We start from the raw sequence: 25,091 nt of genomic DNA, 5'->3' as shown, positions 1-25,091 counted from the left end.
GTTAAGCTTGGAAAAGAATCACCATAACGAGGAAGGGGTATATGATGAAGAAGCTAATGAAGGGCATGATCTTTGGAGGATTGGCTGCGGCTGTAGTATCAGGGGCAACGCTCGCGGGAGCAGCACAGGGTAAGGCAAGTACTGGAGGCGCTGCAAAAGCCCAATCTAAAAATCTTATCGTTCTGATCGGCGACGGCATGGGTCCGGCCCAAGTGTCGGCGGCGAGATATTATCAGCAATACACCAAGGGTGTCAATCATCTGAACCTCGATCCATACTACGTGGGACAAGCTACTACATATGCAGACCGGGGAGAGGACAGCGGGAAAATCGTATCCGGGATCGTCACAGACTCCGCCTCAGCCGGTACTGCATTTGCTACAGGGCATAAGACTTACAATGCGGGCATCAGCGTCTCCAACGAGGACGTCTCCAAGCCATTCGCCTCCATTATTGAGGCTGCCGAGAGTGCAGGCAAGGCAACCGGCCTTGTGACCACTGCCCGCATTACTCATGCTACACCAGCCGTATACGCCTCTCATGTCCGTAACCGTGATAATGAATCAGCGATTGCCTCACAGTATCTGGAGAGCGGAGTAGATGTCCTCATGGGCGGGGGCAAGCAGTTCTTCACGACCAAAGATGAGAAGGGCAAACGTACAGACAAGAACCTCCTCCCTGACTTCAAAGCCAAAGGGTATACGGTCGTTGAGAACACTTCGGCACTAAATGCCCTTACCTCCAAAAACACCAAGGTGTTGGGCCTGTTCGGCAACTCGCATGTGGCTTATGTCCCGGACCGGACTGCAGAGATCCCGAGCCTGGCGGCGATGACTTCCAAAGCACTTAATATATTGTCTACCGATAAAGAAGGCTTCGTTATGATGATTGAAGGCGGACGTATCGACCATGCCGGTCATGCCAACGATCTGCCTACACTGGTGCAGGAAGCCCTCGACTTTGATGCAGCGGTCAAGACAGCGATTGAATATGCGAAGCGGGACGGCAACACCTCTGTGGTGGTCACTGCTGACCATGAGACAGGCGGCCTCTCACTCTCGCGTGACAATATCTATGAGATCAACATTGATCTGTGGAACAAGCAGAAGCACTCCTCTGAGAGTCTGGCAGCAGATCTTGAGGCAGCACAGACGCCGGAGGAGATTCGCAGTATCGTAACAGCGAACACATGGATTAAGGATCTCTCGGAGGAGGAGGTAACCCAGATCATGAATGGTGACGGTTCCTCTTACAAACGCGAAGGTGCTTATAATGCGGTGATTTCCAAGCGGCTGCTGGTTGGATGGTCCGGCCATGGGCACTCCGCAGTGGATGTTGGCGTCTGGGCATACGGGCCGATTGCCGACAAGGTGAAGGGTCAGGTGGATAACACGCAGATCGCAACAGCTGGCGCAGGAATACTGGGACTGGATTTGAAGAAGCGTTCCGCAGAGCTGCAGTCGAAATATATATATCCGAAGTTCAAAATCAGCCGCGACAATGAGGTTCTCTATCCCGCAGAGGCACTGGTCAAAGCGCTTGGAGGAACCTATACAGGGAATGCCTCCACTGCCAAGCTCAGCCTTGGAAAGAATACCATCGAGGTTAATCTGACCGGCAAAACAGCAAAGCTGAATAGCAAGGCTGCCGCATATACAGTGGATGTAGATAACAATGTACTTTACCTTCCGCTTAGCGCATTCAACCAGTTGAAGGGCACTACCTTAACTTGGGATGCTCTATCTGAACGCATTCTATTGAGATAGGAGTGGCCTGATTGCTCCAAATTCGGGATTTGAAAAAACAGTTCAAAATGGACGGTAGAGCGGTACCGATCCTGGATATCCCCCATTGGAAGGTTGAAAAAGGAGAGCGTGTAGCCATTACCGGACCCAGCGGGTCCGGTAAAAGCACGCTTTTGCATCTGATTAGCGGAATCATGAATGCGGACAGCGGCGGAATTGTGGTGGATGGTCAGCCGCTTCACCTGATCAACGAGGCGAAGCGGGATGCCTTCCGTGCTTCAACGATCGGCTATGTGCTGCAGGACTTTCATCTCATTCCTTCGCTGACGGCCCGGCAGAATGTCGAGATTGCCATGACCTCCCGGCTTCCGCAGAAGGAGAGGCGGCGTAGGGTGGACGGCTGGCTGGAGCAGGTTGGTCTTGGGGGCCGTGGACAGCATCTCCCTGCCCAGCTGTCACGGGGACAACAGCAGCGGGTGGCTATTGTGAGGGCTATGGTGAATCACCCGCCGCTTCTGTTGGCTGATGAGCCTACAGGCAGCCTGGACTGGGAGACGGCCGATGAGATTTCCTCCCTGCTCCTGGGCCTTAGCGTGACACACGGGTATACCTTAATCGTAGTAACGCATGACCTCAATCTGGCTGGCCGGTTTCCGCGCTGTTTGAGCATTGAAAAATTTAATGAAGTACGCCGGGAAACATTGCCTAAGCAGCGGGCTTCCTTCGCTTCGGTTCAACAGGAGGGTGCCTCGCTATGAGCCTGTTCAGCTTAACCCTCCGTAATGTGCTGCATCGGCGGTTCCTGTCCCTGCTTACTGTGTGTGCGGTGGCTATTACGGTTGCTTTTATCGTATTGCTCGTTCTGTCCCGGCAGAGCGTGGAGCAGGGAGCCAAGAAGGGCTATGGCCCCTTTGATCTTGTCATAGGAGCAGCAGGCAGTGAGACTCAGCTGGTACTCAATACGTTTTATCATATCGGTGCGCCGGCCGGAAATATTCCGCTTGCAGTGCTGGATGAGGCACAGCGGGACCCGTCTGTGGATGTTGCCCTTGCGATGACCACGGGAGACAACCACAAGGGGTATCCGATCGTCGGGATAGATACCGGTTATTTCTTCACCCGCTACGGTGACAGCAAGCTTCAGGAAGGCAAGCTGTATGCCCATACCGGAGAAGCAATCATAGGCTCGTACGTCGCCCGGTCCTTGGGACTGAAGGTAGGCGATAGCTTTGCGGGAGCACATGGACTGGTGCAGGGGGATGAACCTGAATCCGAAGAGGCTGAAGAAGCGGAAGGGCATGGAGCAGGCGAAGCGGAGGAGGCAGAGCATCACGGGGAGCAGGATCACGGGAATTTCCGCTACCAGATCACAGGCATTCTTCCCGAGCTGCACACACCGGATGACCGTGCCGTCTTTACGACGGTAGACTATGCCTGGGCTGTACACGGACTTGAAGCGGAGGACCGCGAGATCACGGCGGTGCTGGTCAAACCGTCCAGTCTGCTGGGGGCCCATGATCTGAAGCAGGGGTTCGATGGCAGTAATGGTGTTCAGGCCGTGTATACCAGCAAGGCAGTGTCCGAGGTGCTGAATGCTGTGGATCAGGGCTCACGGCTGCTTGGTATATTGACGGGCATCTGTGTGCTGCTTGCGGGTATTGCCATTCTCTTATCTCTGATTGCAGCAGCCTCGGAACGGACCAAGGATGTGGGGATACTCCGTCTCCTCGGCAAATCACGGGCCTATGTATGGCTGACATTAACTACGGAAGGCCTGCTGTTGACAATGACAGGACTAATCGCGGGTCTGCTGACCGGTCATCTTGGAGCCTACCTGCTGAAGGATAGATTGTTCGCACAGGCAGGCATTCAAATAGAGCCGTACCACTGGACACCGGAACACGGGCTGATTGTCCTTGGTGCACTTGCGATAGGCCTGCTGTCTTCGCTGGGACCGGCCTTCCGGATGTACCGGATGCATCCGCTCGCCTTGTTCAAATCATAGGAGGTACGTACAATTGATACGAATACAAGGAAGACTGTTCCTCATGTCGGGAGCTGTTATGGGTATGCTGCTGCTTCAGGCCTGCGGTCAGAATACGGCTGCTGAAGGCAACGGAGAGTCCTTTGCGGCAGTGGCAGAAGCTGCGCAGGGGACTGCTGAACCTTCACCCGTGCCTGAGAACTCTGGCACAACAGAGACAAGTAATGTGAGCGGCGCGTTTCCAACAGCTAAGGTTGAAGCGGAGGCTACCCCAGCCTCCAAAGATGCAGGCGCCGGAGACGGTGCAACGGTTACGTTTAAGCCATCTCCTACGCCACCTGCTGTACCAGTAATGACGGCTACCGGGAAGACTTCCAAGAAGGCGGCTGCCTCCACTCCAAGCGCTGAAGTCTCTTCTCTTGTACAAAGTCCCGGGCCAGCGGCAGTGCCTAAGGCTACCGGGAAGAGCAGTACTGGAGCAGAGCCGGCCAAGGCCGGAGTCCGTCCGGCAGTTAGCCCGTCCCCGCCCGCAACACCTGCAGCGACACCGGCGGCTACACCGTTAGTAACACCGGCATTAACACCAGCAACTACCGCAGGGGTTTCCACCACAGGGAATACGAACATTGACTGGAACGGTTTTTTTGACGGTGACGATCAGACCCGGCCTTCAGAAGACTTCTGGAATCTCAGCGGTCAGCAAGTGACTATTAAGGGCTTTATGGGCGAAGTCCTTTCCTTTGAGAAAAACTGGTTCTTGCTTATCCCGGAGCCGGGTGCGGAATGCCCCTTCGATAATGGGGATGAGACGTACTGGAACAAGATAATGATTGTATTTGTGCCTGAAGGCAGCAAGCTCCGCTATACCTCCGGGCCGCTGGAGATAACGGGGCGTCTGGATGTCGGGATCAAGATTGACGAATCCGGCTATAAGACGATGTTCCGCCTTTACGATGCTTCATTTACAAGTCTGTAACACACCGTTCACAACCAAAAACCTCCACATCCCTGATTGGGAGAGGAGGTTTTTATTAAAATATAAGAATTTATATGTTTCACATGATAAATTATCCTTCTATTTCTCGCTGAAACGGTACCGTCCTTTAAAGGACAGCGAAGCCGTTTCTACTTGTCTGAATAGAAGGGAAAAGCTACACCCGCTTAGCACCAGGCAGCCAGGCGTCCTTATCATAACCCCGCTTTTCCCAGTACCCGACATGATCTTCGTCTATTAATTCTATCCGGTTTAGCCATTTGACGGACTTATAGGCATACATCTGCGGAGTAACCAGACGTACAGGCCCGCCGAGCTGATTCGGAATAGGTTTGCCGTCATGCATCACCGCCACCATGATGTCATCCATCCGCGCCTGATCCAGGGTTAGAGAGTCCGTATAGACGCCGTCTCCCGAATACAGCTTGACCGTGACGGCTTGAGCCTGCACACCGGCCATATCGAGCAGCTTGGAGAGGGGGAGGCCCTCCCATGTATTTTTATACACAGACCAGCCCGTCACACAGTGAAAATCACTGACCTGCACCTCACGCTGCAGCTTGACGAACTCTTCCCAGTTCCAGGTCAGCTTCTTGTCCACCAGGCCGTCAATAGTAAAAGACCAGTTGGAATTGTCGAAGGCGGGAATGGCCGTGACCGTATATACACGAAAGCTGCCCTCGGCTCCCCCGCCGATCGGAGGTGCGGATTGTGCCAGCGGAACAGGGTCGGGAATCAGGGTGTTGGCATTCGTTGCCGCATAGTCGGCTGTACCCGGAAGCTGCAGGGATTTGCCGATCCAGCGGACAAAGGTTGGGCCGAGCGTAACGGCAAGACCTGCGCCTACCGCAGCTTTGATGAAACCACGGCGTGAGTACAGAGGCTGGGCTTCAGAGGGAGACACAGGCCGGGGCCGTCCGGTAAGGGGAGCGTTCTCCTCTACAGGTACAGCTTCTGCCACAATAGTGCGCTTCTTGGGCTCCTTCAGCCACTTCACCCGGGTAATGGAATGATAGATGATGACAGGAAGTCCCACCCAGGTGAGCAGATCATGAATAAACAGCGCGCTATTCGCCGCTCTCGGCCCGGCAAGCCTGAACTGCCAGAGAACAACCCCTGAGATGAGCCAGCCGATCAAAAGAGTAAGCACGAAGATGACATTGGCTTTTTGTGCCGTTTTCCCCTTCAACTGCTTCCAATGCTTCGCTGCCAGGAGCAGATAATAGACTACGGGAATTAACAGCACCAGTCCAAACCCGATATGGCCCCATTTCAGCCACACTCTGCCTTCGCCCAGCAGTTCTCTCCAGAAGCCTCCAACCAGCATAAGACCGCTTAGGGCAAGAATTAAGACTAGCCAGGCATTCCACATGTGAAGCGAAACCAGCTTTTTTCCATACCCTTTGCGGATGGTGGTAAGTAAGTTCTTCAAGCGCTATCCCTCCTCGGCTGCCCTCCAGCATGGTAATGATTAATTCAAGTTTTAACTAAGTTGTACCGCAAAAAACATCCCTTGAATAATACTCTGCTGCCAGCCAGGCTCAGCGGATTATTCGGCTGCCCATTCCTCGAGCTTCTTATCACCTGGCAGCAGCAGCGCAAGCAGGCCGAGCAGCGGAAGGAAGCCGCAGGCCACGAACACCGTGGCTATGCCGATCGTATCGATCAGATGGCCAATCACAACAGAACCAATTCCGCCAAGCCCGAAGGCAAGGCCCGTAATCAGTCCCGATACCGTACCGATATTGCCGGGATACAGCATCTGCGCGTAGATCACAGTTACAGAGAAGCTTGATAATAGAATGAACCCGGAGATGATTAGCAGCACGGCCGCCCAGAACTGATTCACAAAAGGCAGGGCCAGCGCAAACGGCACCGTCCCGATCATCGAGACCAGAATGAGATTACGGCGCCCGAAACGGTCGGCCAGAGGACCGCCGAAGAAGGTTCCGACAGCACCTGCTGCGAGATAGATGAAAATATAGATCTGCGCATCATCCAGCGTCATACCGTATTTGTCCATTAGATAGAAGGCATAATACCCGCCGATGGAAGCGCCGTACCAAGACCGGACGAAGACGATGAAGACCAGGATGACCGTTGTAATGAGGATACGCTTGCTGCGGGCTGGGTCGATGGAGCGGGTCACTGATCTTTTGCGGAAGGTATATCCGGCATCCAGCATCTCACGGTACCAGCGGGCTACATAGGCCTGGACGGCAACTCCGGCAGCGGCGATAACAGTGAAGCCAAGCGCCCCCATCTGACCGAAGGGGATGAATACCCACTTCATTAATAGAGGCCCCAAGGCCTGACCGGCATTGCCGCCTACCTGAAAAATAGATTGGGACAGTCCTTTGCGCTGACCGGCAGCCATATGGGCTACCCGCATCCCTTCCGGATGAAAAGCGGCTGAGCCAAAGCCCACAAGCATCACGGACACGATGACAAGTACATAATTACCGGCAAATGCGAGTAAGAAGACTCCGGCAAAAGTGCAGCACATCCCCAGCGGAAGCAGGATAGGGCGGGGTCTGCGGTCAGCGGCGAAGCCGATAATGGGCTGAATCACCGAGGAAGTGAGGTTAAGCGCGAACGCAATCCAGCCGATCTGGGCATAGGAGAGCGTCAGGTTATCCTTCAGCACAGGGAACATCGCCGGAATAAGCGCCTGAATCGAATCATTGAATAAATGAACAAAGCTGACTGCGAGTAAAATACGGTAGATAGTAGCCTGCTGCAGATTGCGCGACTCCTTCAATTGATTAGACATTGGAACTCCTTTCAGGAACAGCTAGTTGGTAAGGATAATTGGAAGATAACGATAAATCCTATTGTAGCGACAAATGAACCGTTATGGGAATCAATTTGTGCTCTATAGCGTGCAATTATGCGTTAATGAATTATTTAAATTCTTATCTTATAAAAAAGGCTTGCAAAGGTCTGAATCGCGTGATATATTATCTCTTGTGCTTATGAGACATCGACGCTGAATTGAGCGGCGGAAGAAAAATAAGTTGACAACAAACGTAATAAAATGATATGATCTAATTCCTGTGCAAGAAACGTAATGTCGAAATGCCGGGAGCAAGTTCTTTGAAAACTGAACAAATGGAACGCTTTAATTTTTACAAGATTCAGTAAATGAATCGTCAGTTTCAAAATGAGCAATCGCTCTTTCTATACTGTAACCTCTTCATCCGCTCAGCTTGAGCTGGACCGAAGAGGTTACAGGTGACGCTTACTTCGTAAGCGTCCTAATTGGAGAGTTTGATCCTGGCTCAGGACGAACGCTGGCGGCATGCCTAATACATGCAAGTCGAGCGGAGTTATGAAGGAGCTTGCTCCGGATTAACTTAGCGGCGGACGGGTGAGTAACACGTAGGCAACCTGCCCTCAAGACTGGGATAACTACCGGAAACGGTAGCTAATACCGGATAATTTCTTTCCTCTCCTGAAGAGAGAATGAAAGGCGGAGCAATCTGCCGCTTGGGGATGGGCCTGCGGCGCATTAGCTAGTTGGTGGGGTAACGGCCCACCAAGGCGACGATGCGTAGCCGACCTGAGAGGGTGAACGGCCACACTGGGACTGAGACACGGCCCAGACTCCTACGGGAGGCAGCAGTAGGGAATCTTCCGCAATGGGCGCAAGCCTGACGGAGCAATGCCGCGTGAGTGATGAAGGTTTTCGGATCGTAAAGCTCTGTTGCCAGGGAAGAACGTCCGGTAGAGTAACTGCTGCCGGAGTGACGGTACCTGAGAAGAAAGCCCCGGCTAACTACGTGCCAGCAGCCGCGGTAATACGTAGGGGGCAAGCGTTGTCCGGAATTATTGGGCGTAAAGCGCGCGCAGGCGGTTATTTAAGTCTGGTGTTTAAACCTTGGGCTCAACCTGAGGTCGCACTGGAAACTGGGTAACTTGAGTACAGAAGAGGAAAGTGGAATTCCACGTGTAGCGGTGAAATGCGTAGATATGTGGAGGAACACCAGTGGCGAAGGCGACTTTCTGGGCTGTAACTGACGCTGAGGCGCGAAAGCGTGGGGAGCAAACAGGATTAGATACCCTGGTAGTCCACGCCGTAAACGATGAGTGCTAGGTGTTAGGGGTTTCGATACCCTTGGTGCCGAAGTTAACACAGTAAGCACTCCGCCTGGGGAGTACGGTCGCAAGACTGAAACTCAAAGGAATTGACGGGGACCCGCACAAGCAGTGGAGTATGTGGTTTAATTCGAAGCAACGCGAAGAACCTTACCAGGTCTTGACATCCCGATGAAAGCATTAGAGATAGTGCCCCTCTTCGGAGCATCGGAGACAGGTGGTGCATGGTTGTCGTCAGCTCGTGTCGTGAGATGTTGGGTTAAGTCCCGCAACGAGCGCAACCCTTGACTTTAGTTGCCAGCAGGTTGAGCTGGGCACTCTAGAGTGACTGCCGGTGACAAACCGGAGGAAGGTGGGGATGACGTCAAATCATCATGCCCCTTATGACCTGGGCTACACACGTACTACAATGGCCGGTACAACGGGAAGCGAAACCGCGAGGTGGAGCCAATCCCAGCAAAGCCGGTCTCAGTTCGGATTGCAGGCTGCAACTCGCCTGCATGAAGTCGGAATTGCTAGTAATCGCGGATCAGCATGCCGCGGTGAATACGTTCCCGGGTCTTGTACACACCGCCCGTCACACCACGAGAGTTTACAACACCCGAAGTCGGTGGGGTAACCCGCAAGGGAGCCAGCCGCCGAAGGTGGGGTAGATGATTGGGGTGAAGTCGTAACAAGGTAGCCGTATCGGAAGGTGCGGCTGGATCACCTCCTTTCTATGGAGAATCGTTTCCTGCAATGGAAACATTCAAATCTAAGTCTTCAGGGAGCATGCTTCCGGAGCAAGTTTTACTTTGTAAAGTTATCAGCGTTTCCATTTGTTCGGTTTTGATGGAATTTGCGGGGCCATAGCTCAGCTGGGAGAGCGCCTGCCTTGCAAGCAGGAGGTCAGCGGTTCGATCCCGCTTGGCTCCACCAACAAACTTCATCTATTTGTTATGTCTAGAAAGAAATTTAATATTTTTTGTGTCTGAATTTTCGAACATCACAGTCGTGATTGTCCCGAAATTTCAGCACCTTGATCCTTGAAAACTGGATACCGAAACGAATTTGCGTTTTAGAACATCTTTTAGCTGAAACTTGTGTAAGCAAGTTGAAATAGTTATTAGTGCAGAACGAAGGTTTTCGATTGTGCAGCGACCTTTGGCTTTGAATGTGTTGGTGAATGGAGCAATCCATGAGCAGCATTCAAAACAAGATGAGCAAACAAGCGAAACACCGGAGTGACGGTTAAGCTAATAAGAGCACACGGAGGATGCCTAGGCGCCAGGAGCCGACGAAGGACGTGGCGAACAACGAAACTGCCTCGGGGAGCTGTAAGCAAGCTTTGATCCGGGGGTGTCCGAATGGGGAAACCCAGCTGTGGTAATTCGCAGTTACTCATTTCTGAATACATAGGAAATGTAGAGGCAGACCAGGGGAACTGAAACATCTAAGTACCCTGAGGAAGAGAAAACAATAGTGATTCCGTCAGTAGCGGCGAGCGAACGCGGAACAGCCTAAACCAAGGGGCTTGCCCCTTGGGGTTGTGGGACGTCTCACATGGAGTTACAAAGGAATATGGTAGGTGAAGAGGTCTGGAAAGGCCCGCGATAGAGGTAAAAGCCCTGTAACCTAAACTGTATTCTCTCCGAGACGGATCCCGAGTAGTGCGGGGCACGTGAAACCCCGTATGAATCCAGCAGGACCATCTGCTAAGGCTAAATACTACCTGGCGACCGATAGTGAAACAGTACCGTGAGGGAAAGGTGAAAAGCACCCCGGAAGGGGAGTGAAATAGAACCTGAAACCGTGTGCTTACAAAAAGTCAGAGTCCTATTCATGGATGATGGCGTGCCTTTTGTAGAATGAACCGGCGAGTTACGTTTAACATGCAAGGTTAAGGTGAGAAGCCGGAGCCGCAGCGAAAGCGAGTCTGAATAGGGCGACTGAGTATGTGGACGTAGACCCGAAACCGTGTGATCTACCCCTGTCCAGGGTGAAGGTGCGGTAACACGCACTGGAGGCCCGAACCCACGCATGTTGAAAAATGCGGGGATGAGGTGGGGGTAGCGGAGAAATTCCAATCGAACTCGGAGATAGCTGGTTCTCCCCGAAATAGCTTTAGGGCTAGCCTCGGTGAATGGAGTGGTGGAGGTAGAGCACTGATTGGGTGCGGGGCCCGCAAGGGTTACCAAGCTCAGTCAAACTCCGAATGCCATTAACTTCTTGCCGGGAGTCAGACAGTGAGTGCTAAGATCCATTGTCAAAAGGGAAACAGCCCAGACCATCAGCTAAGGTCCCCAAGTGTGTGTTAAGTGGGAAAGGATGTGGAGTTGCACAGACAACCAGGATGTTGGCTTAGAAGCAGCCACCATTGAAAGAGTGCGTAATAGCTCACTGGTCGAGTGACTCTGCGCCGAAAATGTAACGGGGCTAAACACACCACCGAAGCTATGGCTAGATGCTTTGCATCTGGGGTAGGGGAGCGTTGTATGTGGGTTGAAGGTGTACCGTAAGGAGCGCTGGACAGCATACAAGTGAGAATGCCGGTATGAGTAACGAAAAGATCAGTGAGAATCTGATCCGCCGAAAGCCCAAGGTTTCCTGAGGAAGGCTCGTCCGCTCAGGGTAAGTCGGGACCTAAGGCGAGGCCGACAGGCGTAGTCGAAGGACAACAGTTTGAAATTACTGTACCACCGTAATCCGCTATGAGCGATGGGGTGACGCAGGAGGGTAGTGACGCGGACTGATGGATGTCCGTCTAAGCAGTGAGGCTGATGTGTAGGCAAATCCGCACATCGTGAAGGCTAGGCTGTGATGGGGAGCGAAAATTATAGTAGCGAAGGTCATGATCTCACACTGCCAAGAAAAGCCTCTAGTCAGGAGAAGGTGCCCGTACCGCAAACCGACACAGGTAGGCGAGAAGAGAATTCTAAGGCGCGCGGAAGAACTCTCGTTAAGGAACTCGGCAAAATGACCTCGTAACTTCGGGAGAAGAGGTGCCTCGGTAGGGTGAATAGCCCGAGGGGGCCGCAGTGAAAAGGCCCAAGCGACTGTTTAGCAAAAACACAGGTCTGTGCGAAGCCGTAAGGCGAAGTATACGGGCTGACGCCTGCCCGGTGCTGGAAGGTTAAGGGGAGTGGTTAGGGGTAACCCGAAGCTGTGAACCGAAGCCCCAGTAAACGGCGGCCGTAACTATAACGGTCCTAAGGTAGCGAAATTCCTTGTCAGGTAAATTCTGACCCGCACGAATGGCGTAACGACTTGGGCGCTGTCTCAACGAGAGATCCGGTGAAATTTTAATACCTGTGAAGATGCAGGTTACCCGCGACAAGACGGAAAGACCCCATGGAGCTTTACTGCAGCTTGATATTGAATTTGGGTACGATCTGTACAGGATAGGTGGGAGCCGGTGAGGCAGGAGCGCAAGCTTCTGCGGAGGCGCCGTTGGGATACCACCCTGATCGTATCTAGGTTCTAACCTAGTGCCCTTAGCGGGTACGGGGACCGTGTCAGGCGGGCAGTTTGACTGGGGCGGTCGCCTCCTAAAGAGTAACGGAGGCGTTCAAAGGTTCCCTCAGAATGGTTGGAAATCATTCGCAGAGTGCAAAGGCATAAGGGAGCTTGACTGCGAGACCTACAAGTCGAGCAGGGACGAAAGTCGGACTTAGTGATCCGGTGGTACCGCATGGAAGGGCCATCGCTCAACGGATAAAAGCTACCCTGGGGATAACAGGCTTATCTCCCCCAAGAGTCCACATCGACGGGGAGGTTTGGCACCTCGATGTCGGCTCATCGCATCCTGGGGCTGAAGTAGGTCCCAAGGGTTGGGCTGTTCGCCCATTAAAGCGGTACGCGAGCTGGGTTCAGAACGTCGTGAGACAGTTCGGTCCCTATCTGTCGTGGGCGCAGGAAATTTGAGAGGAGCTGTCCTTAGTACGAGAGGACCGGGATGGACGTACCGCTGGTGCATCAGTTGTTCCGCCAGGAGCATGGCTGAGTAGCTACGTACGGACGGGATAAGCGCTGAAAGCATCTAAGCGTGAAGCCCCCCTCAAGATGAGATTTCCCAATTAGTAAGACCCCTTGAAGACGACGAGGTAGATAGGTTGGAGGTGGAAGTGCAGCAATGCATGGAGCTGACCAATACTAATCGGTCGAGGGCTTATCCAAATACACTAACACACAAATTCGTTTCGGATTCAGTTTTCAGGAATCAATTCCTGAACGTCATGAAATTCATTCACACATCCGTGATGAACCGAATTTCAAGCGGCAGCGTCTGTTTCACAGACGCATGTTTGGTGGCGATAGCGGAGGGGTTCCACGCGTACCCATCCCGAACACGACCGTTAAGCCCTCCAGCGCCGATGGTACTTGGACCGAAGGGTCCTGGGAGAGTAGGACGTTGCCAAGCACATCAAGCCATTGTTGAGCAATCGACAGTGGCTTTTTTGCGTGCGGGCAGGGCTGTGGAAAAGCTGTGGATAGATTTCAGCAAGTACAGAAAAATTACGCACATGTGGATACTATTTCAGGAACGAATCTATCCCCGGAAAATGGGAGGATAACGCATAATTCAGGGGACGAGTCAAGAAAAAATATAAGTAATACACCGATTTTGTGGATAAAAAGTGAATAATGTGGATAGATAATTGCTATTCGTGGATAACTCGTTTTTGCCGGAAAGAAACTCTTTCCGGTTTTTTGTTTTGTTGTATAAAAGCTGTGGATAACTTGTGTATTAAAGCTGATTCGAGGCGCCTCGTTAGCTTCCGGACGATTTGCTTGATATACTCTCTAATAAGCAATAATTGTCGCGATTTCTATGAAATATTAACGGGGTGAGCAGAATGGAAATTAGGAAATTACGGAACGAAGAATTTGAGGACAGCTTGAGCTTGTCCGAATATGCTTTTCAGTACAAGGTTACTGGGGAAGACCGGGTACGCGCCAGGGAGAAATTTAAGCCGGACCAGATATGGGGGCTTTTTGAAGGGGAAGGAATAGGTGCACAATTGACCCTTCTTCCGCTACAGGCATATATCCAGGGCAGACCCGTTTCCATGGGGGGAATTGCGGGTGTCGCTACTTGGCCGGAGAACCGCCGGCAGGGGTATGTGGCCCATCTGCTGACCCATGCGCTGAAGACAATGAATGAAGCCGGTCAAACGTTGTCCTTTTTGCATCCGTTCCTGATTCCTTTTTACCGTAAATTTGGATGGGAGATCTACTGTGAATATAAGAAGTACACCATTCCTGTAGGGAAGTTCCCGCATAAGACGGAGATCCAAGGCGCGGTTAAGCGCGGGACAGCTGATATTGCAGTATTTCAGCAGTTGTATGATACATTTGCCATGCGGTATAACGGCACGCTCCTGCGCCCTGAGCAATGGTGGAAGGAAAGAGTGCTCGATGAGGATACGCACACAGGTGTGTTTTATTCAGAGCAGGGTGAACCGGAAGGATATGTGCTGTATAAAATAGTGAACCAAGAGCTGATCATAGATGAATTTATCTATGTGAATGAGCTGGCCCGCCAGGGATTGTGGACTTTCCTTGCCAACCATGACTCCATGATTACGGCAGCACAGCTGAAGCTGGTGCCGTCTGATGATATTCTTCCCTTTCTGCTTCCCGATCCGCGTGTGGCACAGGAGAATTATCCTTACTTCATGGCGCGTATCGTGAATGCTAAGGCTTTTGTGGAGAACATGACGTTTAAGGTGCCGGGCAGCGTTCAGGATCGTGTGCTATATATTGAAGATACACATGCGCCCTGGAATAACGGTTTATGGCGGTGGACGGTATCGGAACACGGGAAGGTATCGCTTACTCAGATCGAAGGAGACCAGGCAGACGCAGACCTTGTATGCGGTATCGGAACACTTACCATGCTCCTGATGGGCTATAAACGTCCGCTGGAGACAGCCAGGTACGGGCAATTAGCCGGGACCGCTGAAGCTGTAGAATGGCTGGAAGCGCTGATTCCGCAGGCGGAAACGGCATTATTCGATTTTTTCTGACAGAGCTATCCTATACATATCGTATGGGCCCAGTGATCTATTAAGACACCATGGAATACAATGCCGCCAATAAGTAAAAAATAAGCGTAACCCCTTGGAATTCAGTGAGAATATGTTATAATATGAAAAAGTCAAAGAAAGTCAAAGTCAACGCAGGCCGGATAGCATCGTTCTCAAGAATGTAACAATTAGAAGAAAAGGGCAGTACGAAGGCGGTTGCAGCCGATTCTTACGCTATGGCCCGGTTTAAATTCTTAAGAGCATGTCTCTGACGGCAGGCGGTGGCGCAGCACAAATTTTACCAAGGCTTACACACTGGAGGATGAGTGATGCGTAATATCTCCGATATTATTGAACAATATCTGAAGAATATTTTGCATGAAAGTCCCGAAGGTACGGTGGAAATTCAGCGCAATGATCTGGCGGACCAGTTCTCGTGTGTACCGTCGCAGATCAATTACGTCATCAGTACACGCTTTACTTTGGAAAAGGGATATGTGGTGGAGAGCAAACGCGGCGGAGGCGGATATATCCGGATTCAGCGCTATGAGCTGCCTCAGAATGTGGCCTTGTATGCACATCTGAACTCCACGATAGGGAATGATATTGACCAGAATTCTGCCGAAGGACTGATTTATCAGTTGGAGGAGGCCCGTTTCCTCTCCAAACGTGAAGCGTGTCTGATGCGATCCGCGGTTTCCCGGGAATGCCTGACGGTTAATCTGCCGTACCGGGATGAGATTCGTGCCAAGCTTATGAAGGCTATGCTAATCTCTTTATTAGGCAAATAATTTGTCAACATGTAAGGAGGGACACCGCTCATGCAATGCCAGGAATGCGGCGTCAAACCGGCTACACTCCACTTCACGAAGATTGTGAACGGGGAGAAGACAGAATTTCATATTTGCGAAAGCTGTGCGCGGGAGAAGGGGGAACTCATCCCTGGTACTTCCGGAGGTTTCTCCATTCACAGCCTGCTCTCCGGGCTGCTTGATCTGGAGAGCGCAGGCAAGGGCAAGTCAGCAGCTGCACAGTCTGTGCAAGGGCTGCAGTGTGAGAACTGCGGTATGACCTATTCACAGTTCAGCAAGCTTGGACGGTTTGGGTGCAGCTCTTGCTACAAGTATTTCGACAGCACACTGGACCCGCTCTTCAGACGGGTACATGGAAGTACGGCTCATGTCGGTAAGCTTCCCAGACGGGCCGGTGCACAGATCATGTGCAAACGCCAAATTGATGAGCTCAAGCAGGAATTGCAGCAGAGTATCGTGCAGGAAGAGTTCGAAACTGCAGCAGAGCTGAGGGATCGGATCCGCAAGCTTGAAAAAGAAATGCCACAAGAGTAAAGTCTTTGATATATAGGGGGGATTGGACATGTCAAGTCTCCGGTTTACCGAACAAGCACTTAGTGACTGGATGCGCTGCGGCGGCAGTCATTCTGAGATTGTAATCAGCAGCCGTATGCGAATCGCCCGTAATCTGGAGCATCTGCCCTTCCCGCTGCTCGCCTCAAGAGAGCAGTCCGAAGAGGTGCTGGACCTGCTTGCTCCTGTTTTTCAGGGTGAAGCTTCTGCAGATTTCGGCAGCTTTGAGCTGCTGAGACTGGATGAGCTGGATGAGCTGGATAAAAAGGTACTGGTCGAGAAGCATCTCATCAGTCCTAATCTGGCGGATGATTCCAAAGGCGGAGCAGTCATTCTTAATGAGGACGAGTCGGTCAGCATTATGATCAATGAGGAGGATCATCTCCGCATTCAATGCCTGTTTCCCGGACTGCAGGTCAGAGAAGCCTGGGTAAGGGCGACTGCCATCGACGATATTTTTGAGGCTGCTGTCAATTATGCCTTTGATGACCGCAGAGGTTACCTGACCAGTTGTCCCACCAATGTGGGCACAGGACTCAGAGCTTCGGTAATGGTTCATTTGCCGGCGCTGGTCATGACCCATCAGATTAACCGGATTTTGTCCGCTGTCAACCAGGTTGGACTTACTGTTAGAGGAATTTATGGTGAAGGCAGCGAAGCAGTAGGGAATATCTTTCAGATCTCCAATCAGATTACGCTCGGACAGACAGAGAATGAGATTATCGAGAATCTTCACAGCGTAGTCACCCAGATTATAGAGCATGAACGGAATGCACGTGAACGCCTGCTGGTCGATTCCGCACTGCGGATTACGGACCGCATCAAACGTTCCTACGGAATTCTGTCCTACGCGGCAGTGATGGAGCTTAAGGAGTCCGCACAGCGGCTCTCCGATCTGCGGCTTGGTGTAGACCTTGGAATTCTGGAAGGGCCGTCGATTTCAGTGCTCAATGAGCTGAATGTCAAGACCCAGCCTGGTTTTCTGCAAAAGCTGTTCGGTGACGAGCTGTCTTCCACCGAACGTGATATGTACCGGGCGAAGCTGCTCCGGGAGACATTGGGATCACAACATTAATTATAGATATATATTATCCGTGGAGGTGCAGGAGATATGATGTTTGGAAGATTTACGGAACGCGCACAAAAGGTGCTGGCGCTGGCGCAGGAAGAAGCCGTACGTTTGGGACACAACAACATTGGGACAGAACATATTTTGCTCGGACTGATTCGTGAGGGAGACGGCATTGCCGCGAAGGCACTGATCGGACTGGGTCTGGGTCTGGAGAAAATTCAGGATGAAGTGGAAACACTGATTGGCAGAGGTCAGGAGCAGCCGACCAACATCGCGTATACTCCTCGTGCCAAAAAAGTCATCGAGCTGTCCATGGACGAGGCCCGCAAGCTGGGGCATACGTATGTGGGAACAGAGCATATCCTGCTCGGTCTGATCCGTGAAGGAGAGGGCGTAGCAGCCCGCGTACTGAATAATCTCGGCATCAGCCTGAATAAGGCCCGTCAACAGGTACTGCAGCTTCTGGGCAGCAGTGAAGCCACCTCCAGCCATAGCGGCGCTCCGGTCAACGTAAGCACGCCAACACTGGATGGCCTGGCACGTGACCTGACAGCCTATGCCAAGGACGGCAACCTTGACCCTGTAATCGGCCGCAGCAAGGAAATCGAACGTGTCATTCAAGTACTGAGCCGCCGTACCAAGAATAATCCGGTGCTGATCGGTGAGCCGGGGGTTGGTAAAACAGCTATTGCTGAAGGCCTGGCCCAAAAGATTATCAACAATGAAATTCCGGAAACGTTGCGCGACAAGCGTGTCATGACCCTCGATATGGGTTCTGTAGTGGCCGGTACGAAATATCGCGGTGAGTTCGAGGACCGCCTCAAAAAAATCATGGATGAGATTCGTCAGGCAGGTAATATCGTACTCTTCATTGATGAGCTGCACACTCTGATCGGAGCTGGCGGTGCGGAAGGTGCGATTGATGCTTCCAATATCCTGAAGCCTGCTCTGGCCCGTGGCGAGCTGCAGTGCATCGGTGCGACAACCCTTGATGAATACCGTAAATATATTGAGAAAGACGCTGCGCTGGAACGCCGCTTCCAGCCTATCACAGTCGATCAGCCTTCTCCGGAAGAAGCTGTGCAGATTCTGTTCGGTCTCCGTGACCGCTATGAAGCCCATCACCGGGTGAAGATTACAGATGAAGCCATTGTGGAAGCAGTGAAGCTGTCTGACCGCTATATCCCGGACCGGTTCCTGCCGGACAAAGCGATTGACCTGATTGATGAAGCAGGCTCCAAGGTAAGACTGAACTCTTACACGATCCCGCCGAATCTGAAGGAACTCGAAATGCGTCTGGATGATATCCGCAAGGAGAAGGATTCCGCCGTACAGAGCCAGGAATTCGAGAAGGCTGCCGCGCTGCGCGATACCGAGCAGAAGATTCGTGAAGAGCTGGATACCACGAAGAACCAGTGGAAAGAAAAGCAGGGCCGTACCGACTCCCAGGTTACACCTGAGGATATCGCGCAGGTGGTTGCCAGCTGGACCGGCATTCCGGTCAGCAAGCTGAAGGAAGAAGAGACGGACCGTCTGCTGAACATGGAGTCCTTGCTTCATGAACGTGTAATTGGACAAGATGAAGCCGTTAAGGCTGTTAGCCGGGCACTCCGCCGGGCGCGTGCGGGTCTGAAGGACCCGAAACGTCCGATGGGCTCCTTCATCTTCCTCGGACCAACCGGGGTGGGTAAAACAGAGCTGGCACGGGCGCTTGCCGAAGCTATGTTCGGTGATGAGAATGCGGTAGTCCGCATTGATATGTCGGAGTACATGGAGAAGCACTCCACCTCGCGTCTGGTTGGGGCTCCTCCAGGATATGTAGGATATGAAGAAGGCGGACAGCTTACGGAGAAGGTACGCCGCAAACCGTATTCCGTTGTCCTGCTGGATGAGATTGAGAAGGCTCACCCTGAAGTGTTCAACATTCTGCTGCAGGTGCTGGAAGACGGCCGTCTGACCGATTCCAAAGGCCGCGTGGTCGATTTCCGCAATACGCTGATTATCCTGACCTCGAACGTAGGGGCACAGGCGATCAAGAAGAATTCGACGCTTGGATTCACTGCAGTTCAAGATGCGGGCGCTGATTACAGCAACATGAAGGGCAAGGTTATGGAAGAGCTGAAGAAGAGCTTCCGTCCCGAGTTCCTGAACCGGATCGACGAGATCATTGTCTTCCACTCCCTGGATGAGAAGCATATCGCTGAGATCGTTACCCTGATGTCAGAGGAACTGCGCAAGCGTCTGCGTGAGCATGATGTAGACTTCCTGCTTACGGATGCGGCCAAAGCGTTCTTGGCCAAAGAAGGCTATGACCCGGCCTTCGGTGCCCGTCCGCTCCGCCGGGCGATTCAGAAGCATATCGAGGACCGCTTGTCCGAAGAGCTGCTGAAGGGCAACATCAAGAAGGGCGATTCCCTCAACATTGATGAGGTGAACGGCGAACTGGTCGTAACCACTGTAGAAGCACCGGCAGAAGTCTCCCTGGAGAAAACCGTTGAAACTGAGTAATTCTTGCGTAAAATGAAACAAAGCTCCCGCTCCTCCGTATAGAGGGGCGGGAGCTTTATTTGGCTTCCGGAGAAGACGCAAATGAAAAGTAGATCTTAAGTGTCCTTCCGTTAAGTGTGCAGAAATGGTAAACTTTGAATAAGAGAAAAATATCCGCAATTTTAGTAAGTTCGGACGGTAAGGAGCGCACATGGCAAAACCAAAAACAAAATTTTTCTGTACCGAATGCGGGTACGAATCACCGAAATGGTTCGGGAAGTGCCCGGGGTGCCAGGAATGGAACTCGATGGTAGAGGAAACGGAAAGCGTCGTCAAAACACAAGGCATGAATGCACCTATTTTTCAGAGTAAAGAAAAGGCGCAGTCGATCATAAATATAGAAAGTGACAAGGAGCCGCGGATTCTGACGGGCATCGGTGAGCTTAACCGCGTGCTTGGCGGCGGAATTGTGCCCGGCTCGCTGGTGCTGGTCGGAGGCGATCCCGGAATCGGCAAATCGACGCTGCTGCTGCAGACCTCACATGCCCTGACCACTCAGGGGCTTCGCGTGTTGTATATCTCGGGGGAAGAATCCGTGCGGCAGACCAAGCTGCGGGCCGACCGCCTCGGAGCGCTGTCTGCGGAATTGTATGTTCTATGTGAGACGAATATGGAGAGCATTGAAGAAGCCATTGAGCAGATTAACCCGCAGTTTCTGGTCATTGACTCCATCCAGACTGTATTTATGCCGGAAGTAACCAGTGCGCCGGGCAGCGTGGCACAGGTACGGGAATGTACGACAAGATTCATGCGAATCGCCAAGATCCGGGGGATTGCCACAGTACTTGTAGGGCATGTAACCAAGGAAGGGGCGATTGCCGGCCCGCGTATGCTTGAGCATATGGTGGATTGTGTCCTCTACTTTGAAGGAGAACGGCATCATACGTACCGTTTGCTGCGGGCGGTGAAGAACCGGTTTGGCTCCACCAATGAGATCGGCATCTTTGAAATGGGGGAGATCGGGCTAACCGAGGTGGAGAACCCGTCAGAGCTGTTCCTCTCGGAGCGTCCGCTTGGAGTGGCCGGTTCAGCGGTAGTAGCCAGCATGGAAGGCACGAGACCTGTACTTGTAGAATTACAGGCACTGGTAGCCTCGACACATTTCCCTTCACCCCGCAGAATGTGCACAGGTATGGATCATCAGAGAATGGCGCTGATTATTGCTGTACTGGAGAAGCGGATGGGCATGTTCCTGCAGAATCAGGATGCTTACCTCAATGTAGCGGGAGGAGTGAAGCTGGATGAGCCGGCGGTAGATTTGGCTGTCGCCATCAGTATCGCTTCCAGCTTCCGGGATTTCCCGACCAAGCCTTATGATGTGTTCTTCGGCGAGGTAGGGCTTACCGGTGAGGTGAGGGGGGTATCACGCGCAGAAATGCGGGTGAAAGAGGCGGCCAAGCTTGGCTTCCGGCGGGTCATTATGCCCGAGAAGAGCATGAAAGGCTGGAAGCATCCGCAGGATATTCAGATTATTGGCGTCAGCACAGTAGCACAGGCACTAGCGGTCGCGTTAGATTAGGGGGCACAGGGACGATGAAAGAACATAATCCATTAGATAATATGAATGATCTGCTTAGAATGGCCGCACCGGGAACACCTTTCCGGGAGGGGCTGGAGAATGTGCTCCGCGCGAAGACCGGGGCACTGATCGTTGTCGGATATAGTCCGGAGGTGATGGAGGTTGTCGATGGAGGATTCTCCATTAACTGCGATTTTTCACCCAATTATTTATATGAGCTGGCCAAAATGGACGGGGCCATCATTCTGAGCGAGGATCTGAAGCGGATTCTATACGCCAATACTCAGCTCATTCCCGATTCCTCCATCTCTTCCATTGAGACAGGAATCCGGCACCGGACGGCTGAACGTGTAGCCAAACAGACCGGCAAACTGGTAGTTTCCATTTCCCAGCGCCGTAATATTATTACTCTGTATCAAGGCTCCATCCGTTACGCCCTCAAGGAAATCGGTTCGATTCTGGCCAAAGCCAACCAGGCGATTCAGACCCTTGAGAAGTACAGAGCCGTTCTGACACAAGGGCTGACCAACCTGTCCGCTTCCGAATACGAAGGGATTGTAACTGTAGCGGAGGTCGTCGGCGTGATCCAGCGGGTAGAAATGGTGCTGCGGATCAAAATGGAAATTAAGCGTTACATCAACGAGCTTGGCAATGAAGGCCGCCTGATCAGCATGCAGATGGAAGAACTGGTGGGAAATACAGAGGAAGAAGCATGGCTCCTGTACAGAGACTATGCAAGAGTGGAGCAAGAGGACAAGATCCGCGAGATCATTGCCGGACTGAAGCGCAGCACGGATGATGAGCTGATGGATGACAACCATATTGCCCGCCTGCTCGGCTATTCCTCGACAGCTATTTCATCCGAAGAAGCTGTGACCCCGCGCGGTTACCGTCTGCTCAACAAGATCCCAAGGCTGCCGAATGTGATCATTCACAATCTGGTAGAACGCTTCGAAAGACTGCCTAATCTGTTGACGGCAAGCATTGCTGAACTCGATGAAGTGGACGGCATTGGCGAGGTCCGGGCACGCAATATTCAGGACGGACTGAAGCGGCTCCAGAAACAAGTTCTTATTGACAGACAAATGTAAATAACATACAATCACGTAATATTGCAAACCAAAGCAGTACAAGTAGGAAAATTGAGGTGAAGAAATGATACAAAAATCAATTCCAAGTCTGTTTACGATCGGTAATCTGATGCTTGGAATGTTTGGTATCATGATGGCGTTTGACGGCAAACTGAGCATGGCCGCTATCATGGTGATTATCGCGATGCTGCTCGATGGTCTGGATGGCCGCGTGGCCCGTGCGCTCAAATGTGAGAGTGAATTCGGCAAGGAGCTGGATTCCTTATCCGATGTAGTTTCCTTCGGAGTGGCTCCGGCGATTATTATGTATTTGACCAGTCTGCAGGACTTGAATTCTGCACTGGGATGGACGATTACAGCGATTTTCCCTGTATTCGGAGCATTGCGTCTGGCCCGGTTCAACGTCCGCCCGGGGATTCCGGGATATTTCGTAGGATTGCCTATACCTGCTGCGGGTGGGGTTCTTGCCACACTGGCGCTTTTCCATAAAGACGTATCTGCACCCTTTATGATTGTGGCTACACTGCTGCTCTCTTATCTGATGGTCAGTACCGTGAAATACCCCAATTTCAAAAAGATCGGCCTGCCCAAAAAAGCGGTCGTAGGCGCGCCTTTAGTGATAGTGATTGCTGTAGCCGTTGCTGTAGTATTTCCTGAACAGATTGCCAAGCTGATCTTCGGCCTGCTTGCGCTGTATGCTTTATATGGCTTCAGGCAGAGTCTGGGGCTGCTGAAGGCCCGCCGTCAGCGCCGCCGCAGAAGACGATCGGAAGACAAGGTATATCATTCCAAGAACGGCTAGGTATCAGTGCAGCACTAATTCCATTCATAGACCGATAAGCAAAAGGCATTGCCTTTCCTGAACCAGGAGAGTGCAATGCCTTTTTGCTGCGTATTGCTGAACGGATGAAGGAGGACACTGGCCGTCTGCTTAGGATAAATTGAATAATCCGAGTGTGGCGCATTTCTGCGATTCCTTGGACACTACCTCGTCCATATTGATCGCAAGCAAATTGCAGAGCGCAGACATATAGAACAGCTCGCGGCCCAGCTCTGAGCCAATGACCTCCCGGCAGTTCTCGCACAGCTCCCCTTCAAGATGGGTCCCGGCAAGCTCTTTGGCTTGTTCCAGCCCCAGTGTCGGTTCATAGACCTGCTTGGTTGCATGCAGTTGAATGCAGCCGCATTCGGTAATGGATTTGACGACAGCCCGGTTGACGGAAGCGCTGCTCTGTCCGTTCTTGGACATTACATCCAGAAGACTACGGTGACGGAGCAGCAGTTCGGAGACTTGATCCTGAAAGGCCTGTAAACTTGGTGCGCTCATTAACCATTCACCCCTGGGTTCGTAATTGAGTTCATTATATGTCAGGGGCTCCCTTATTTTCAACCAGCAATAGCAGTTTCGGCAGCGGATATGGACACAGAAATGGTAGTCTGCAGAAAAAATAACGTACCTCCGGATTATTGTCCTAAAAATTGGAACATACTGGTGAAGTATAGATGAATTGTGGATGAATAATAAGGAGGTGCGAGGTTATGTGGAAAAAGATTGTTCTGATGCTTGCCGGGTGTTGTGGAGCCTGGTCCGGTTATTCGCTATATCGCGCGGCAGAAAGAGGGTTCCCGGGAGGGATGGGGAAGCTGGAGGATAGTTTGCCTATGGAAGGAAGCGTTTTGTTTGCGGTGCTGGGTGCCATTATTTTTTTGATTGCGGGGACTTTATGCGCGGATTGGGCGATTTCAAAACTGCGTGAGGCGGTAGAGTATTGTTCGCGTATGCCGATGAGTGAGTTCGCTGCAGGCGCAGCGGGGCTTACTGGAGGTCTGCTGCTGTCTCTGCTGCTGTATCCCGCTATGGTCTGGCTTGGCAAGGCAGGAGAGCTGCTGCAGGTAGCTGCAACGCTTGCCCTGGGATACATGGGTCTTCGGGTAGGGCTGGAGAAGAAGGAGGAGCTGGCTTCGTTCTGGACTACCGGACGCTGGGCGCGTGCTGCCGAGCCGGAGGGCCGGGGAACACAGGAGCACAAGATTCTCGACACCAGCGTTATCATTGACGGACGGATTGCCGACATCTGCAAAACAGGCTTTATCGAAGGCACGATTGTTATCCCTGAGTTCGTACTGGAGGAATTGCAGCATATTGCCGATTCCTCGGATCTGCTGAAGCGTAACCGCGGACGCAGAGGGCTGGATATCCTCAACAAGATTCAGAAAGAGCTGGACGTCAAGGTACTGATCTACGAAGGAGATTTCGAGGAAATCTCCGAGGTGGACAGCAAGCTGGTCAAGCTGGCTAAAGTGCTGCACGGCAAGGTCGTCACAAATGACTTCAATCTCAACAAGGTATGTGAACTTCAAGGGGTGTCGGTGCTGAACATCAATGACTTGGCCAATGCAGTGAAGCCGGTGGTGCTTCCGGGCGAAGAGATCATTGTTCAGGTGATCAAGGACGGCAAAGAACATGGACAAGGTGTAGCCTATCTCGATGATGGCACGATGATTGTGGTGGAAGGCGGCCGGGATTATATCGGCACTACGATGGAGGTGCTGGTGACAAGCGTCCTGCAGACATCGGCAGGCCGGATGATTTTTGCCAAGCCCAAGCTTCTGGAAAAAGCGCAATAAGTACCCGTTAGCCTTCCGGCGGGACCTTGAAGGCTTGGAAA

General features: G+C 52.2%; 16 protein-coding genes, 1 tRNA gene and 3 rRNA genes. 17 read left to right on the top strand and 3 right to left on the bottom strand.

What is annotated here, in order from left to right; genetic code table 11:
- The first annotated feature begins 44 nt into the window (after positions 1-44).
- From KDC22_RS30000 to KDC22_RS29985, 4 genes are read left to right on the top strand one after another with little or no spacing between them, the layout of a single operon-like run.
- Positions 45-1,766: an alkaline phosphatase gene (locus tag KDC22_RS30000; protein ID WP_425517082.1), complete on the top strand. Its 1,722-nt coding sequence runs from the start codon at positions 45-47 to the stop codon at positions 1,764-1,766.
- Between the two features lie 11 nt (positions 1,767-1,777).
- Positions 1,778-2,503: an ABC transporter ATP-binding protein gene (locus tag KDC22_RS29995; protein WP_246553111.1), complete on the top strand. Its 726-nt coding sequence runs from the start codon at positions 1,778-1,780 to the stop codon at positions 2,501-2,503.
- Entirely contained in the window at positions 2,500-3,750 is a 1,251-nt protein-coding gene (locus tag KDC22_RS29990) for an ABC transporter permease (protein WP_211721276.1), read from the top strand. The genes KDC22_RS29995 and KDC22_RS29990 overlap by 4 nt, the downstream gene beginning before the upstream one ends.
- 13 nt (positions 3,751-3,763) lie before the next feature.
- Positions 3,764-4,705, top strand: a complete 942-nt coding sequence (locus KDC22_RS29985; protein ID WP_246553109.1) for a hypothetical protein — start codon at positions 3,764-3,766, stop codon at positions 4,703-4,705.
- A 175-nt stretch (positions 4,706-4,880) separates the two neighbouring features.
- Here KDC22_RS29985 and KDC22_RS29980 read toward each other — a convergent pair whose 3' ends face one another.
- Complete coding sequence (locus KDC22_RS29980; protein WP_211724237.1) at positions 4,881-6,095, bottom strand: molybdopterin-dependent oxidoreductase; 1,215 nt, start codon at positions 6,093-6,095, stop codon at positions 4,881-4,883.
- Between the two features lie 177 nt (positions 6,096-6,272).
- Complete coding sequence (locus KDC22_RS29975; RefSeq protein ID WP_173136334.1) at positions 6,273-7,496, bottom strand: MFS transporter; 1,224 nt, start codon at positions 7,494-7,496, stop codon at positions 6,273-6,275.
- 485 nt (positions 7,497-7,981) lie between these two features.
- Here KDC22_RS29975 and KDC22_RS29970 point away from each other — a divergent pair.
- The 12 genes from KDC22_RS29970 (at position 7,982) to pssA (ending at position 23,224) form a co-directional block, all read left to right on the top strand.
- A 16S ribosomal RNA gene (locus tag KDC22_RS29970) occupies positions 7,982-9,537 on the top strand.
- A gap of 126 nt (positions 9,538-9,663) precedes the next feature.
- Positions 9,664-9,739, top strand: a tRNA-Ala gene (locus KDC22_RS29965).
- A 310-nt stretch (positions 9,740-10,049) separates the two neighbouring features.
- Positions 10,050-12,976, top strand: a 23S ribosomal RNA gene (locus KDC22_RS29960).
- A 127-nt stretch (positions 12,977-13,103) separates the two neighbouring features.
- Positions 13,104-13,220, top strand: a 5S ribosomal RNA gene (rrf, locus tag KDC22_RS29955).
- The 16S, 23S and 5S rRNA genes sit together here with 1 tRNA gene alongside, the layout of an rRNA operon.
- Before the next feature lie 436 nt (positions 13,221-13,656).
- Positions 13,657-14,829, top strand: coding sequence for a GNAT family N-acetyltransferase (locus KDC22_RS29950; protein ID WP_211721275.1), 1,173 nt, complete (start codon positions 13,657-13,659; stop codon positions 14,827-14,829).
- A 329-nt stretch (positions 14,830-15,158) separates the two neighbouring features.
- Positions 15,159-15,620, top strand: a complete 462-nt coding sequence (locus tag KDC22_RS29945; RefSeq protein ID WP_036721901.1) for a CtsR family transcriptional regulator — start codon at positions 15,159-15,161, stop codon at positions 15,618-15,620.
- 30 nt (positions 15,621-15,650) lie between these two features.
- Positions 15,651-16,175: a protein-arginine kinase activator protein McsA gene (gene mcsA, locus KDC22_RS29940; RefSeq protein ID WP_173140418.1), complete on the top strand. Its 525-nt coding sequence runs from the start codon at positions 15,651-15,653 to the stop codon at positions 16,173-16,175.
- Between the two features lie 28 nt (positions 16,176-16,203).
- The gene (gene mcsB / locus KDC22_RS29935) at positions 16,204-17,268 is read left to right on the top strand and encodes a protein-arginine kinase McsB (protein ID WP_173140420.1); all 1,065 of its coding nucleotides are present in this window, start codon (positions 16,204-16,206) and stop codon (positions 17,266-17,268) included.
- A gap of 36 nt (positions 17,269-17,304) precedes the next feature.
- Positions 17,305-19,773, top strand: coding sequence for an ATP-dependent protease ATP-binding subunit ClpC (gene clpC / locus KDC22_RS29930; RefSeq protein WP_211721274.1), 2,469 nt, complete (start codon positions 17,305-17,307; stop codon positions 19,771-19,773).
- Between the two features lie 190 nt (positions 19,774-19,963).
- Positions 19,964-21,331 carry a DNA repair protein RadA gene (radA, locus tag KDC22_RS29925; protein ID WP_211721273.1) on the top strand — a complete coding sequence of 456 codons (1,368 nt, stop codon included), beginning with the start codon at positions 19,964-19,966 and terminating at the stop codon, positions 21,329-21,331.
- Positions 21,332-21,345: 14 nt separating this feature from the next.
- Positions 21,346-22,422, top strand: a complete 1,077-nt coding sequence (gene disA, locus KDC22_RS29920; RefSeq protein WP_173140426.1) for a DNA integrity scanning diadenylate cyclase DisA — start codon at positions 21,346-21,348, stop codon at positions 22,420-22,422.
- A gap of 64 nt (positions 22,423-22,486) precedes the next feature.
- Positions 22,487-23,224 (top strand): CDP-diacylglycerol--serine O-phosphatidyltransferase, encoded by a 738-nt coding sequence (gene pssA, locus KDC22_RS29915; RefSeq protein WP_173140428.1) that lies wholly within the window; start codon positions 22,487-22,489, stop codon positions 23,222-23,224.
- 129 nt (positions 23,225-23,353) lie between these two features.
- Here the strand turns inward: pssA and KDC22_RS29910 are convergent, their stop codons facing one another.
- Positions 23,354-23,749, bottom strand: a complete 396-nt coding sequence (locus KDC22_RS29910; RefSeq protein ID WP_173140430.1) for a nucleoside triphosphate pyrophosphohydrolase family protein — start codon at positions 23,747-23,749, stop codon at positions 23,354-23,356.
- Positions 23,750-23,961: 212 nt separating this feature from the next.
- Between KDC22_RS29910 and KDC22_RS29905 the strand changes: the two genes are divergently transcribed.
- On the top strand, positions 23,962-25,050 hold the full coding sequence (locus tag KDC22_RS29905) for a PIN/TRAM domain-containing protein (protein ID WP_211721272.1): 1,089 nt from the start codon (positions 23,962-23,964) through the stop codon (positions 25,048-25,050).
- Positions 25,051-25,091: the final 41 nt, after the last annotated feature.

This window comes from Paenibacillus tritici, assembly GCF_018207515.1.
In the GTDB taxonomy this organism is placed as follows: Bacteria; Bacillota; Bacilli; order Paenibacillales; family Paenibacillaceae; genus Paenibacillus_AQ; species Paenibacillus_AQ tritici.
The sequence above is the reverse complement of the archived record's forward strand: the minus strand, read 5'-3'. Positions and strand labels throughout refer to the sequence as shown.